Genomic DNA, 13,567 nt, shown 5'->3' with positions numbered 1-13,567 from the left:
GTGGGCCGCCTGACGAAGCGCGACGCGGAAGCGCTCGGCTTGGTGCTCGACGACGAGGGGGCCGTCACCGAACGCCTCCTCGACGTGCTCGAGCGTCACCTCGATCCGGTGATGCGTGAGGCGGTGGCCGATGCGTTACGACACCACTCGGGGTCGGTGGCTGATCTCGCGGCGTTCGCGATCGAGGTGCGCGAGGTCGCGCTCGTCGTCGCTGCGATCCTCGAGTCATCGTCGCGTCGCGACGGCCATCCGCCCACGTAGGCTCACCTCGTGGGTCGGGGCGCTCAGGCGGACGGTGGCCCGAGGTGGCAGCGCGCCATCGAAGCGCGCAGCCGACGGAATCACCACGGGGGCTCGGCCAGAGCGCGTCTCGAGCACCGGTTCGCGTGGGCAGTGAAGCGCTCCACCCGGCGACGGATGGGTGGGCCGCGCGAGGGCGCGGGAGGCTCGCGGCGAGGGTGGCCTCGTCGGAGCGTCGTCTCGCACTCGGGAGGATGAGCGATGGACGGACGGAAGCAGCGGACGGTGGTGAGCGCGATCGAGCGCGCAGCGGTGGCCCTTGGAGCGGACGATGCGACGGGCTTACGCCGTGAGGCTCGCCAGATCCGCACGCTCAATCAGCTCGTCGAGCTCGACGCGCTGCCTGCGCTGCTCGAGGAGCTCGCCGACGCGGTGGCAGCTGGCGATGGGGCGGGCCGTGAACGCGCCATCGCCGCCATTGGGGAGGTCCTCGGACCGTCCCCGTTGGCGGCGATGTTTCAGGCTCAGCGAGCGCGCGGTACTACTGGGGCAGAACCCGGCGCTTGAAGGCCTGGTTCGTGAGGTTGGCGAGCACGCCGTACCAGGCGATGATCGCGGTGATGATGCCGAGGTAACCGCCGATCTTGGTCATCGACGTCGACTGGCCAAGCGCCCCGATGGTCAGCGCGAGGAACGTCAGGGCCAGCAGTGCGAAGAGGATCTTCAAGAAGGGCGTCAGCCCGAGCGTCGCGACGAACAGGATCACCGTGATGATGGTCCATGCGAGCAGGTAGAGCCCGGTCGCTTGGTAGGCCGTCGCCGCTGGCAGCTTCGGCAAGATGTAGTAGGCGTACGCAGCGAACGACATCCAGAACGCACCGTACGTGGTGAACGCAACCGCGCCGAAGCCGTTCGCTCGCTTGAACTCCCACATCCCCGCCAGGAGTTGGGCGAGACCGCCGTAGAACAACGCGAGGGGCAGAACGACACCGACGAGGGTGCCCGATACGATCCCGGCGTTGATCGTGCTGAGTACGAATGTCGTGAGTGCGAAGCCAGCGAGCCCGAGCGGGCCCGGGTCCGCGGTCGCCTTGACGGACGAGACCTCCACCTCGGTGTGGGCGTCAGTCATGGTCATCGGTATGGTTTCCTTTCCCCCTGTGATGCTGCAGCCAACGATGCTGGCTGCCCGCGCGGGTGGCGCGGCTGACCCCGACACGTCCGTGCGGGCGCTGTGGCCGTGTCGGGCGATTGGTCGCAGCACCCACGTGGGTGCTGCTGCTCTTTCGTGCTGCTCGTGGCACCCCATCGGGTGCCTCCGTCTCAACGATCGTCGGAAGGTGTCTGCTGTGCCTGGGCGCGCGCAGCGATCTCGGCGACGACGTCCGCATTGGCCAGGGTGGTCACGTCGCCGAGCTGGCGTTGCTCGGAGATGTCGCGCAGGAGCCTGCGCATGATCTTGCCGGAGCGCGTCTTTGGCAGCTCGTCGGTGAAGACGATGGAGGCCGGTCGGGCGATCTTGCCGATGCGCTCGGCGACGTGGTCTCGGAGGGCCGCGAGGAGGGCGTCGTCACCGACGATGCCGGCGCGCAGCGTCACGAAGGCCGCGATCGCTTGGCCAGTGATGGGGTCGGCCCTTCCGATCACCGCGGCCTCGGCAACCGCGGGATGGTCGACGAGCGCCGACTCGACCTCGAGGGTCGAGATGCGGTGTCCGGAGACGTTCATCACGTCGTCGACCCGCCCGAGCAGCCAGAAGTAGCCGTCGTTGTCGCGCTTGGCGCCGTCGCCAGCGAAGTAGCGCCACACGTTGTGCTCGCGATCGGAGAAGCGCGCCCAGTAGGTGTCGATGTAGCGCTGGGGATCGCCGAAGATCGTTCGCGCCATCGACGGCCACGGGTGTGTGAGCACGAGGTAGCCACCGCCACCGAGCGGGACGGACTCGCCGTTGTCGTCGACGATGTCGGCTTGGTAGCCGGGGAGAGGGATGGTCGCCGATCCTGGCTTCGTGGGCGTCACCGTCGGGATCGGTGCGATCACCATCGCACCGGTCTCGGTCTGCCACCAGGTGTCGACCACTGGGCAACGATTCTGGCCGATGACCTCGCGGTACCACATCCACGCCTCGGGGTTGATCGGTTCGCCGACCGTGCCGATCACGCGGAGCGAGCTCAGGTCATGGCGACCGGGGTACTCGTCCCCCCACTTCATGAACGTCCGAATCGAAGTGGGTGCGGTGTAGAGCTGGGTCACGCGGTACTTCTCGATGATCGCCCAGTAGCGGTCGCGATCGGGGTAGTCCGGCACACCCTCGTAGAGGACGCTCGTGGTCCCGTTGGCGAGCGGGCCATAGACGATGTAGGAGTGGCCGGTCACCCAGCCGATGTCGGCGGTGCACCAGTAGACGTCGTCGGGCCGCAGATCGAACACCAGTCGATGCGTGCTCGACACCCCGACCAGGTAGCCACCCGTCGTGTGCACGATGCCCTTGGGCTTGCCGGTGGTCCCGGAGGTATACAGGATGTAGAGCGGGTCCTCACTCGAGGTCTCCGTGGCGGGCCGCTCGGCCGGCTGGTCGGCGACGAGGTCGTGGTAGCGCACGTCTCGGCCGGTCGTCATGGGAACGTCGGCGCCCGTGCGTTCGACGACCACGACATGGTGGACACTGGGGCATCGTTCGAGGGCCTGGTCGGTGATGCGCTTGAGGTCGATGGTCTGGCCCTTGCGACGGGACTGGTCGCAGGTGATGACCACGCTTGCTTGGGCGTCGTTGATCCGATCGGCGAGCGCGTCGGCGGAGAAGCCGCCGAAGACCACCGAGTGGACCGCGCCCAGGCGAGCGCAGGCGAGCAGCGCCATCGGGAACTCGGGGATCATACCCATGTAGATCGCGACGCGGTCGCCCTTGCTGACGCCGAGCTGCGCAAGACCGTTGGCCAAGCGGCAGACATCCTCGAGGAGCTGGCGATAGGTGATGACCCTGGTGTCGCCCTCTTCGCCCTCGAAGTAGTAGGCGACCTTGTCGGGCGTGGCCTCGGCGTGACGATCGAGACAGCTCTCGGTCACGTTGAGCGTTGCGTCGACGAACCACCGCGCAAAGGGCGGGTTCGACCAATCGAGCACGCTCGTCCAGGGCGTGCGCCACTGGATGTGCGATGCCTCCTGCTCCCAGTAGGCGATGGGATCTCGGCCGCGCTCGTAGATCTCGCGCGAGGTGACCTCTGCGCCTTCGAGCACGTTCGGTGGTGGAGGGAAGAGCCTGCTCTCTTCGTAGAGCGCCTCGATCGTTGGATCGGCCATGCCCCCTCCTTCGTCCGCGTGTCTGTGCTGGTGGCGCTTGTGACGTGTCGACGAGTGCCATGCCCCCACGGTGCGTGGTGGCCAAACCCGACAGTAGCTTGTTGCACGCGCACCTGCAAGCATTCCGGCCTTCGAGCCACGATGGTTCCGCGATCGTGCACCGAGCCTTCGAGGCACCTGCGCTGCCCGGACGTTCGTCGCGGACGGTGCGCGGTGTCAGGCGGTGACCACGCCGAGCAGTGACAGCGCGTGCAGCAGTGCGGGGACGACGGCACTCAGGTAGGGCTGGACGGCCCGTGGATCTGTGCCGGTTGCGGCGATGCGATCTCGGAGTTCGACGAAGCGTGGCACGGTTCGGAGGAGGTTCGAGAGTGCGAAATCCTCGATCACGCTGGTGAGGTCGGCACCCGCGCCGAGCTGCCAGAGCGCCACCACGAGTCCGGTGCGGTCCTTGCCGGCGGTGCAGTGCACGACCAGCGGGTCGGGTGCGGTGTCGAGGACGTCGGCGGCTGCGTGGAGGACCGACGCGTGGTGCTTGACGAGTCGCTCGTAGTGGACGATGAGGTCATCGGGGGTCACTCTCTGGAGCCTGCCCGTGAGGATGGCCTCGGTGGCGTCCTCGGCGCCCGCGAGTGGCGCTGCGAGCGGCATCGGTCGAAGCTCGACGAACGACGGTGCTCGCGTCGGGGCCATGGCGGCTTCCGAGGGTGCGCGCAGGTCGATGACGAGGCGGATCCCGAGCGCTTCGAGGACGTCCCAGTCGCGTGTGCTCAGGCGTGCGAGATTCTCGGAGCGGAAGCGACGGCGCCAAGGCAGCGGTCCTCGAGGCGTCTGGAGTCCCCCAGCATCGCGGAAGTTGGTGGCGCCATCGAGGCGAACACGGCGTGTCGCGATCTCGAGGGTGGTCCCGTCCTCGACGAGGCGCACGAGCGGGGCGGGCTCGTCTCCTTGGTACGCGATGGCGAGGAGCGAGCCGTCGCCCCAGGGGCGAAAGGCGCTCGCGAAGGCACCGGGGACGCGATCGCGTGCGACGACGAGGACCGATGCGGCTCGCACGAAGGTCGCGTCGACGGCAAGGGCGTGCACACAGCGAGCCTATCCGGGGCCGGAGGACGACTGGGTGGCGCTTGCGGTTGCCTGCACCAGTGCGGGCGAGCCGGTGAGCCAGCTCACGACTGGGATCGCGAGGCGTTCCTCGAGCGCCACGGTGACGGTCATCGGGGGCGTGACGGTCAACGACCAACCCGACAGGGCGACACCGCTTGCGCCAAGGCAACTCGCCGCGTCCAGGCGTGCCGTCGTCGGGTCGATGGCGAGCTGGCCAGTCGCTTCCCAGGCCGTCGTCGACACGGCACGCGATGCGTACAACGCGCAGCTCGCGGCCAGGTTGCGCAGTTGGGCGTGGCGGACACCGAGCGCACCGATCGCACCGATGACGAGGAGCATGATCGAGGTCGCGAGTGCGAGGATCGGGATGAGCACGAGCGCCGAGCCCGCCTCGGCTCGCTCACGTCCCACCACACGCCCCGACGATCGTGCCGCCGACGAAGGCGTCGCCCGAGACGGTCGCTCGCTCGGCGAGCGAGATCGCGCCTGGCCCGAGAACGCCAAAGCGTGGGGCAGCGAGGGTCGCATGCGTCGTGACCGTCGCGATGCCGCAGCGACCGAGACTGCCACTCCAGCTCACCGTGACCGTTCCGATGCCGGGAACCGCGACGGCCTGGGGCGGTGGCTGCCCGGTGGTCTCGGCCCCGCGCGCCAGCGACCACGCGATCTGTGACAGTGTCGCCTCGGCGCTGAGTGTGCGCAGGATCGCCACCAGCCATGGACCGAGGACCCATGCGACGACGGCGAGCGCAGCGATCAGTGCGACGAGATCGATCGAGCCGCGTTCACGGTCCTCGCTGCGAGGCCGCAGCGTCGAGCGTGACCGAACCGACGAGTGCGCTCGGGGCATGGGTCGTGAGGTCGATCGCGACGGTGGTCGACGTGATGGTCCACGTCGCGTGCGCGTCGCGGACCACGGTCGGTCCGGCGCGCAGGACCTGGTCGCCTGCGGCCAGTGCGGCCGTCGGGCCGCTGGCGAGTGTCGCCGCGGCAGCGGCCACCGCCTCCTGGGACCACTCGTTGAGCTGGAGTTGGGCGAGCGCGGTGCTGCCGACGGCGGCGACGAGTGCGAGGATCCACACCGTCCCAGCCGCGGCCAGGAGGCTCGCCAGGAGTGAGGAGCCATCCTCAGCTCCCGAGCTGCGCGACCTGATTCGAGACGGTCGTCGTGGCATTGGCCATGATGGTCTTGAACGCGAACCACAACCCCACCGCGAGGAACGCCATGATCACGACGATGATCGCGGTCGACACGACGCCCTCGCCAGCCTCGTGGAGGGGATCGTTCCGTGTCACGATGGCGATGACCAGCCTCTCGAGACTCCGAGCGATCCGTCGTCGTCGCTCGAGGGTTCGGCGGAACCAGTCGCGCGTCGATGGAGCCAACGTCCGTGTCGGCATTGTGACCTCCTTCCGTGGATGATCATAGGATACCATACAATGACTAAAGAGGCAAGAAACTCGGCTCGTCTCGGTGAGCGTGCCTAGGAGTCCCCTGAACAACTCCTCCACGTAGGGCGGCTACGGGAAGCGCTTCCCTCCGCCTGTCAAGCGCCATTTGCCCAGCTCAGCTAGACTTTTTGCATGCTGGGCACCGAATCAGACCAGGCACACCTCACCGCGACGGAGGCCTTCTGCTCCTCGCTCATCGAGCCAGGGTCCATCTACGCCTTCCTCGCCGAGCACCGCAGAGAGCTCTTCCCCGACGAGCGCTTCCGCCATCTCTACCCCTCCACGACCGGCAGACCCTCCATCCCCGCCTCGAGGGTGCTCGCGGTCATGGTGCTCCAGGTGCTCGAGGGGCTCTCGGACACCGAGGCGACAGAGCAGGTCCGCTACAACCTCCGCTGGAAGTACGCCCTTGGTCTTGATCTCGAGGACCCAGGCTTTCACCCCACGGTGCTCACCTACTGGCGCAGGCGCATCGCCACCTCCGAGACCCCAAGACTCATCGGCGAGCTCGTGGCCGAGGTGATCGGTGCCACGGGGGTGCTCAAGGGCAAGACGAAGCGCGTCGTCGACTCCACCGTGCTCGCCGATGCGGTTGCCACCCAAGACACCATGACCCAACTTGTCGCCCAGATCAACCGGGTACGCAGGCTGATCCCCGAACTACGCGAAATTCCTCTGTCACCAGCGATCGACTACACCCGCGCAAAGCCTGCCATCGACTATCGGGACGAAGAGGCAGTGGTGCGCACGGTGAGTGCCCTCGTCGCCGATGCCACTGCCCACCTCGCCCATGCAGAGAAGCTCGCATCCCTCACCGAGCCACAGACCGAAGCCCTTGGTCTCCTTGGGCTCGTGGCGGGCCAAGACGTGGAGTGTGTCGATGCCAAGGAAGGTCGCTGGCGCATCGCGAGGCGGGTAGCCACAGACAGGGTCATCTCCACCGTGGACCCTGACGCTCGCCACGTCCACAAGTCACGTGCCCGTGCCATCGATGGGCTACAAGGGCCACGTGGCCGTCGAGCCAGACAGTGGCATCGTCACCGCTGCGACCATCACGAAGGGCACCGTGCCGGACGCAGCAGTGGCGAGCGAGCTCCTTCGTGACGAGGACGGCCCGCGCACGGTCTATGGCGACAGCGCCTATGCCACGAGCGAGGTCTCCAACGAGCTCGCCGCTCGTGGCCACGACGAGGTGATCAAGCCTCGGCCCCTTGCCATGGCGGTCCCTGGTGGCTTTACCATCGATGACTTCGTCGTCGAGGAGGGATGGGTCAGCTGTCCCCAAGGACACCGAGTACCCATCTCCGCCAAGGGTCGTGCTTCCTTTGTCAAGCACTGCACCGGCTGTCCGCTCCGGGATCGCTGCACGCGCTCGAAGCGAGGACGGGTCCTCACCTTCACCCCTGCCACCTGGCACGCAATCAGCCAGCGGGCGCACTTTGGGGACCCTGCCGTTCGTCTCGACTATCAGCGCACCCGACCGAACGTCGAGCGGATCCACGCACAGCTCAAACGCAAGCTCTCCGGCGCGAGGCTGCGCTACCTGGGGCTCGTGCGCAACCGACTCCACTTCGAGCTGCTCTGTGCCACCTGGAACCTGAAGGTGCTCCTTCGCCTGGGGCTCACCCGGGTGGGTGGTGGCTGGGTGCTTGCCACCTGAGAGGCGCTCGGGTCCTCTCCTCCTCGCCCCACAGGAGGGGCGAGGAGGAGAGGGTGAGGAGCGAGATGGGAACGGGTCAGCTGGGCTCGTTCCCGGGCTGGGTGGGCGTGCTCAGCCACCACCAGGGAGGGGCTTGTTCAGAGGGCTCCTAGAGGCCGACGAGCTTCTGAAGGCCCGCGGCGAGCGGGACGACGACCAACGTGACGCCGGGTACGAGGGCGCTGACCGCGACGGGGATCCAGACGAGCTGCTCACGTCGGCTGGCGAGACGCAGTGCGTCGGCGCGTCGGCGTGCGAGCGCGTCGCGTTCGAGCTCGCCGAGCGCAGGGGTCACGGCGCCGACCGCCCACGAGCTCCCCAGCAGGCGTAGCGCTGCCCCGACGTTCGCATCGCGCAGGCGTTCCGCCACGTGCGCGAGCGCCACCTCGAGGTCGGTGCCCTCGCCCATCTCGGCGAGGGCACCGTGCCACTGCGTCGACCATGGGGTGTCGGCGTCCCGACGAGTCGTGAGGGCCCCGGGGAGGCTTGCGCCAGCGGCCACGAGATGACGGATCTCACCGAGCTCGCTGGACCACGTCGCGCGCAGGCGCTCGCGGACGCGCCGTGCGGTGGCCATGACCATGGCGACGCGGAGCGCGACGACGACGACCGGTGCCATCAGGGCGCCCGACACGGCGGGAGCGCTGTGGCCCACGATGCCAACGGCGCCGACCAATCCTGAGGCTCCGAGGGCCGGATCGGCGAAGCGAGCGAGATCGGTCGCGGGCTGCACCCCTGTGGCCAGCAGCCAGTCGTCGGAGCGACGTGCGACCCACCGCGCGACCGGACGTGACGGGGGCGGGAGCTCGAGGTGGCGGAGGAGCCGAGCCGGGACGATCTCGCGCACGGTCGTCGCCAACCACGCCGAGGCGAGGAGGAGCGCGACACCACCAAGGCCGATCAAGGAACTCACGGCACCTCCTTCTGGCCGCGAACGGCAACCACCGGCACGAGCAGGTGCGACGCCCACAGCCAGCAGCCGAGCAGGGTAACCAGGCTCACCGCCTCGATACGTTCGGCGAGCGGGGTGGCATAGGCACTCGGTCCGGCGATCGCCATCCCGACGACGACGAGGAGTGCGGGGACGGCGAGGACGAGCCCGCGGGCCAGCCGCGCGCCCGCGAGCCGCGCATCGAGTTCGTGGGCCACCGCTCGTTGCGCATCGAGGTCGCGAGCGAGCGCCTCGAGACTGCGAGTGACCTCGTGGGTCGCGAGGCCATCGAGGGTGGTCAGCGCTCGGCATACGGTGGCGGTCGTCGCATCCGAGGCCTGCTCACCCAGGAGGCCGATCGCTGCGGCGAAGTCCCGAGCGACGCGAAAGTGCGATCTGGCCCGTGCGATCGCAAGGGCAAGATCCGGTGGGATCGGCTCCACGGCGACCCAGAACGCCTCCGACAGCGCCTCGCCGAGCGTGCCGACGCGCAGTGCCAACTCGCTGAGCCATCGGTGCCATGCGTCGAGCGCGGTGAGCTCGCGGCGAGCGTCGCGGCGACGAGTCCCCACCACGGCGAGTCCGAGCGCCGCTGCCGCGATGAGATCGGCGATCGCCGGCAGACGCCACAGCGTGATCATCGCCGCACCGGCAAGCCCGAGCGCGACGGTCGCAGGTCGTGGTCGGCGTCCTGCGGAGCTACGGGCGTGCAACCGGGCAAGGGCGGGTAGGGCGAGCACAGCGATGGCGCCGAGTGCCAAGAGCCCGGCGATCGCGTCGCGCAAGTGTGCACTCATCCGACGAGCTCCGTGCGTGCCTCGAGGAGCTGTGGGAATCTGCTGAAGAGGCGTGAGGTCCGCGTAGCGGCCGGAGCGAGCAGGTTGGTGACGACGAAGGGGCCCATGCCATCGGGGGTGCTGAGTCCCTCGACGGCGACGAGTCCGGTCACTCGTGGTCCGTCGTGCCAGGCGAGCTGCACGACGAGGTCGATCGCGTCGGCCACGAGATGGCGGAGCGTCGCGGTGCCTGGCGCCTCTGGTGCGATGGCGGCGAGCGTCGCGAGTCGCTCGAGCGCCGCGCGGGGCTCGCGGGCATGGATCGTCGAGAGTCCTGGGATGCCGCTCGCGACCGCCACGACGAAGGGCAGGGCCTCCTCGTCTCGGACCTCGCCGATGACCAGTCGCTCGGGCGTCATGCGAAGCGACGCCGCAACGAGCGCACGGAGCGAGATCGCCTCGACCCCCGGCCGTTGGCGGCGGGTTTGCAGGTGCGCAACGTTCCCACGCGCGAGCCGAGTCTCTCCGACCTCCTCGGCGACGACGACTCGCACGGCGTCGTCGAGGCCATCGAGCAGCGCTCGTGCCAGTGTGGTCTTGCCGACGCCAGGTAGGCCCGCGATCAGGATCGTGGCGCCGACGCGCACGGCGCTCGCCAGGAGGGGCGGTACCTCGGCCATGGCGTGCCCGATGGTCGCCAGCGGGCGCCGGATGTTCACGAGCCAGGTGCCGTGCGGGGTGAGTTCGGGATGGACGACGTGGACGCGAGAGCCATCGGCGAGCGTGAAGTCTTGGATGCCCTGGCCTGGATCGAGCTGGCGTTGGGCGCCGCGAGCGGTCGTGGTGAGGCGTTCGAGCGCTCGTCGCACGTGCTCGTGGTCGTAGAAACCGAGCGGTGCGCGCGCGAAGCGCCCCCGGCGCCGTACCCACACCTCCCTCGGGGCATTGATCGAGATCTCCTCGACGTCGGGGTCCGCGAGCAACGGCTCCAGGGGACCGAGCGCGCGCATCGAGAAGATGACGTAGCGTACGACGGCGCCGAGGAGTTGTTCCGAGGCCGCAAGGTCGTCGATGTCGAGGGCGTGGCGGCGAGCGAGCTGGTCGAGCGCTGCTGCGTCGGTGGGCAGGGCGGCGGGATCGAGCTCGGCGCGCACCGCGTGCTCGAGGCGAGCGCACAGCGACAGGTAGCGGTCGAGCCAGGGGTACTCAGCCACCGCGTCGTCCCCTAACGTGGGAGTCGTGGTCGAGGCCGATGCACACCGAGACGCCCGCGATGCTGACGTGGGGCCGTCGCGGCACGGACCGGTGCGCATCGAGCGGATCCTCGCGCCGAACCCTTCCCCGATGACCCTCGAGGGCACCAACACCTACATCCTCTCGACGCAGACCCACGCCGTGGTGGTCGATCCCGGCCCCATGATCGACGCGCATCTCGGGGCCATCGCCGATGCCATCGATCGTGCGGGCGCGAGGCAGCGGGGTGTGCTCACCACCCACGCCCACCCTGACCACGCCGAAGCAGCGGAGCCCTTGGCGGCGCTGCTCGGCTGCGATGTCCATGCATCCGGCCGCGGCGCCGAAGCGCTGCTCGAGGCGATGGACGTGGTCGTCGTCGCGCTTCCGGGTCACGCAGCCGACCACGTGGGGTTCGTCACGCCCGATCGACAGCTGCTGACCGGTGACCACGTACTGGGCCGGGGCACCTCGGCGATCATCTACCCGGAGGGCTCCCTCGAGGCATACTTCGCGTCGCTCACGGTCGTCGCCTCGCTCGAACCGCGCCGCCTGCTGCCCGGCCATGGGCCTGTGGTCGAAGGTGCGCACATCGGGGCGGTCCTGACGTTCCTGGAAGAGCATCGACGTACTCGCATCGATCAGGTGCGTGAGGCGCTCGGCGAAGGCCTCGACCTCGGCGAACTGGTGCGGACGATCTATGGCGACCTCGGTGATCCCATCGTCACCGAGGCGGCGGTGCGTCAGACGCTCGCGACGCTCGTGTGGCTGGGCGATCACGAGGCGCCGGAGCTCGCCGAGCGGGCGCGAGCGCTCGTCGCGACGGAGGGCCCTCACCACGCCTCCTTGCCGTCCGACGAGGTGTGGTAGATCGCCTCGAGCGCCTCGGGGACGAGCCATCTGAGCCCCTCGAGCGGTGCCAGCGGGAGGTCTGGATCTCCCGGGTCGAACGGTGGCCTCGAGCGAGCCTCTTGGACGACGGGACGGAGGGGGCGCACCAGGCGGTCCGGGATCGGGTGGCGTCGCTCGTGGATCTGGTCGCCGAGCTCTTCGAGACCGAACCCGTCGACCCTGACCGATCGCGGGACACGCTCGCTGAGTGCGCGCACGATCGCGGTCGCGTGGCTGTGCGCCGAGGCCCCACGTGCGCCGACACAGGCGACCGTGAGGTCACGGCGCAGCGCGGAGAGTGCGACGGCCGTGGTGAGGATGCGGTAGCGGTCCTCCAGCCTGCAGGCTCCGGCCAGTACGGTCGCCTGGGCGTCGCGCCACAGCGATCGCAGCGCCGTCGATCGTTCATCGCCGGCGGCGTGGTCGCGGGCATCGGTCACGACCACGATGAGGTCGAAGCTTCGGGTGGCGGCTCGAAGCGTTCGGCGCTCGCTGAGCGGATCTGCCAGGACGAGCTCGTTGGCGAGGGTCCCATGCGGGGGTGCGAGCTCGTAGGGCCGCTCCGGCATGCGGGCCGTCGTCGTGAGCTCTGGGGCGAGGTCATGGAGGAACCAGAGCGTCGGCCGATCGCGCACATCGACGAGGAGCGTGCCCCGACCGGCGCAGGCTGCGAGTGCGATGGCGACGGAGCTCGCCGAGCCGAGATCGACGATGACCACGAGACGCGCTCGACGCACCTCGAGGTCGTGCTCGGGCGCCGTGCCCACGGCATCGTCTGAGGCGGATGCCGCCGCCACGTGGTGGTGCTCGCCGACGTCGGTGTCGTCCGAGTGGTCGAGACCTGACCACCGGGGGCGCTCGTCGCGTGAGAGTGGGTGGGGGCGGTTGGGTTCGACGTCGCTGCCACACATGTCCGAGCGCGGCCGTTGTGCGGCCACGGCCTCGCGAAGCGAGACCACCCAGTTGGGGTCGGTCGTTCGAACGAGCCGGACCCCGGGCGCCACGGCCGCGGAGCGATCCGTGACGATCACCGACACGGTCGCCGGGTCGAGCGCGTCGCCGGTCGGGTCCCATCGCAACCGCAGGTCGTGTGCCACGGGTGCGAGCTCGGCGAGCGCGCGCACCGCGTTGGCGTGCGCGAGCTGAAGGACGACGACTGGACGCTCATCCATGGGTCGCGAGCCCTGCGATCGAGGGTGGGTACACCGATAGCACCGTGTCTCCGGGTACGCCCGTGGCGTTCACGAGATCGACCTTGGCGGTAGCGAGGGCTTGGGCGATGGCGAGAGCTTGGTCGAGGCTGTCGGTCGCGACGGTCACGAGTTCGTCGCCCGAGGAAGCCTGGACGTCGAGGACGAGGAGCTGCGTCGCGATCGTGAGGGTTGCGGGGCTCGATGCGCTCTGGGTGGTTGCGAGCACGTCGACGCGATCACCAGGTTCGATGACGCCTGAGGCGACCGAGGTCGACGGGACGGCAATGGTGATCGAGCGCACTGGCGTCCGTGGTCGTGGCCCGAGCACCATCGAGCGCTCCAAGAGGGTACCGGGTGCGATGGTCACGGCTGCGGTGCGGCCCACCGCGTCGTCGACCGCAAGGAGCGTGGCGCGTACCGCCTGGGGAACGGTGATCGAGGCGAGGCCGAGGTCGGCGCGTTCGATGGTCGCGCCAGCAGGTATCGGGCGCGTGACGACCACGCCAACCGCTGCTCCGGCGTTGCGAACGCCACCCAGCCATGATGCCACTAGCAGGGCCAGCGACACGCCCGCGAGGACGATGGATCCGACGATGCGTAGCGCCGAGGAACCCAACGAGGGCCACCGGACGGCTGGCCGATCCCAGGTCCGGCGCGCGCCACGCAGCAGCGTCGTGCTGCGCATGATCACTCCTTGATCAGTGGTGCTTCCGTGCGCCCGCGATGTTAGCGCCACCTCGCCTCG

15 protein-coding genes and 1 pseudogene are annotated in these 13,567 nt (G+C 69.1%); 4 read left to right on the top strand and 12 right to left on the bottom strand.

Going from position 1 to position 13,567, the window contains the following annotated elements; genetic code table 11:
* Entirely contained in the window at nt 1-261 is a 261-nt protein-coding gene (locus AFER_RS06635) for a hypothetical protein (RefSeq protein WP_015798705.1), read from the top strand.
* Nucleotides 262-501: 240 nt separating this feature from the next.
* A complete protein-coding gene (locus tag AFER_RS06630; RefSeq protein ID WP_015798704.1) occupies nt 502-807 on the top strand; it encodes a hypothetical protein in 306 nt (101 codons plus the stop codon).
* Here AFER_RS06630 and AFER_RS06625 read toward each other — a convergent pair.
* From AFER_RS06625 to AFER_RS06595, 7 genes are all read right to left on the bottom strand, one after another.
* Nucleotides 782-1,378 carry an acetate uptake transporter gene (locus tag AFER_RS06625; protein ID WP_049755383.1) on the bottom strand — a complete coding sequence of 199 codons (597 nt, stop codon included), beginning with the start codon at nt 1,376-1,378 and terminating at the stop codon, nt 782-784. The genes AFER_RS06630 and AFER_RS06625 overlap by 26 nt on opposite strands.
* 185 nt (nt 1,379-1,563) lie before the next feature.
* Nucleotides 1,564-3,540, bottom strand: a complete 1,977-nt coding sequence (gene acs / locus AFER_RS06620; RefSeq protein ID WP_015798702.1) for an acetate--CoA ligase — start codon at nt 3,538-3,540, stop codon at nt 1,564-1,566.
* A 216-nt stretch (nt 3,541-3,756) separates the two neighbouring features.
* Nucleotides 3,757-4,626 (bottom strand): tyrosine-protein phosphatase, encoded by an 870-nt coding sequence (locus AFER_RS06615; RefSeq protein WP_015798701.1) that lies wholly within the window; start codon nt 4,624-4,626, stop codon nt 3,757-3,759.
* 9 nt (nt 4,627-4,635) lie between these two features.
* On the bottom strand, nt 4,636-5,061 hold the full coding sequence (locus tag AFER_RS06610) for a pilus assembly protein TadG-related protein (RefSeq protein ID WP_041661741.1): 426 nt from the start codon (nt 5,059-5,061) through the stop codon (nt 4,636-4,638).
* Nucleotides 5,048-5,497: a hypothetical protein gene (locus AFER_RS06605; RefSeq protein WP_041661740.1), complete on the bottom strand. Its 450-nt coding sequence runs from the start codon at nt 5,495-5,497 to the stop codon at nt 5,048-5,050. Before AFER_RS06605 ends, AFER_RS06610 begins: the two co-directional genes overlap by 14 nt.
* Complete coding sequence (locus AFER_RS06600) at nt 5,433-5,729, bottom strand: hypothetical protein (protein WP_015798698.1); 297 nt, start codon at nt 5,727-5,729, stop codon at nt 5,433-5,435. Before AFER_RS06600 ends, AFER_RS06605 begins: the two co-directional genes overlap by 65 nt.
* A gap of 46 nt (nt 5,730-5,775) precedes the next feature.
* Nucleotides 5,776-6,048 carry a hypothetical protein gene (locus tag AFER_RS06595; protein WP_015798697.1) on the bottom strand — a complete coding sequence of 91 codons (273 nt, stop codon included), beginning with the start codon at nt 6,046-6,048 and terminating at the stop codon, nt 5,776-5,778.
* Between the two features lie 183 nt (nt 6,049-6,231).
* On the opposite strand from AFER_RS06595, the pseudogene AFER_RS11665 reads away from it, so the two are divergent.
* Nucleotides 6,232-7,759 (top strand): annotated as a pseudogene (locus AFER_RS11665) (IS1182-like element ISAcfe2 family transposase).
* 148 nt (nt 7,760-7,907) lie between these two features.
* On the opposite strand, the gene AFER_RS12015 reads toward AFER_RS11665, so the two are convergent.
* From AFER_RS12015 to AFER_RS06575, 3 genes are read right to left on the bottom strand one after another with little or no spacing between them, the layout of a single operon-like run.
* Entirely contained in the window at nt 7,908-8,711 is an 804-nt protein-coding gene (locus tag AFER_RS12015; RefSeq protein ID WP_015798696.1) for a hypothetical protein, read from the bottom strand.
* Nucleotides 8,708-9,526, bottom strand: a complete 819-nt coding sequence (locus AFER_RS06580; RefSeq protein WP_015798695.1) for a hypothetical protein — start codon at nt 9,524-9,526, stop codon at nt 8,708-8,710. The genes AFER_RS12015 and AFER_RS06580 overlap by 4 nt, the downstream gene beginning before the upstream one ends.
* Entirely contained in the window at nt 9,523-10,719 is a 1,197-nt protein-coding gene (locus tag AFER_RS06575; protein ID WP_015798694.1) for a TadA family conjugal transfer-associated ATPase, read from the bottom strand. The genes AFER_RS06580 and AFER_RS06575 overlap by 4 nt, the downstream gene beginning before the upstream one ends.
* A gap of 16 nt (nt 10,720-10,735) precedes the next feature.
* Between AFER_RS06575 and AFER_RS06570 the strand changes: the two genes are divergently transcribed.
* A complete protein-coding gene (locus AFER_RS06570) occupies nt 10,736-11,608 on the top strand; it encodes an MBL fold metallo-hydrolase (RefSeq protein ID WP_015798693.1) in 873 nt (290 codons plus the stop codon).
* On the opposite strand, the gene AFER_RS06565 is transcribed toward AFER_RS06570, so the two are convergent.
* Both AFER_RS06565 and AFER_RS06560 read right to left on the bottom strand, forming a co-directional pair.
* Nucleotides 11,572-12,801: a hypothetical protein gene (locus tag AFER_RS06565; protein ID WP_015798692.1), complete on the bottom strand. Its 1,230-nt coding sequence runs from the start codon at nt 12,799-12,801 to the stop codon at nt 11,572-11,574. The genes AFER_RS06570 and AFER_RS06565 overlap by 37 nt on opposite strands.
* On the bottom strand, nt 12,794-13,507 hold the full coding sequence (locus AFER_RS06560) for an RcpC/CpaB family pilus assembly protein (RefSeq protein ID WP_015798691.1): 714 nt from the start codon (nt 13,505-13,507) through the stop codon (nt 12,794-12,796). Before AFER_RS06560 ends, AFER_RS06565 begins: the two co-directional genes overlap by 8 nt.
* Between the last annotated feature and the right edge of the window lie 60 nt (nt 13,508-13,567).

The organism is Acidimicrobium ferrooxidans DSM 10331, from assembly GCF_000023265.1.
GTDB classification, from domain to species: domain Bacteria; phylum Actinomycetota; class Acidimicrobiia; order Acidimicrobiales; family Acidimicrobiaceae; genus Acidimicrobium; species Acidimicrobium ferrooxidans.
Note: the sequence above shows the minus strand (reverse complement) of the source record. Positions and strands in the feature narration are given on the sequence as shown.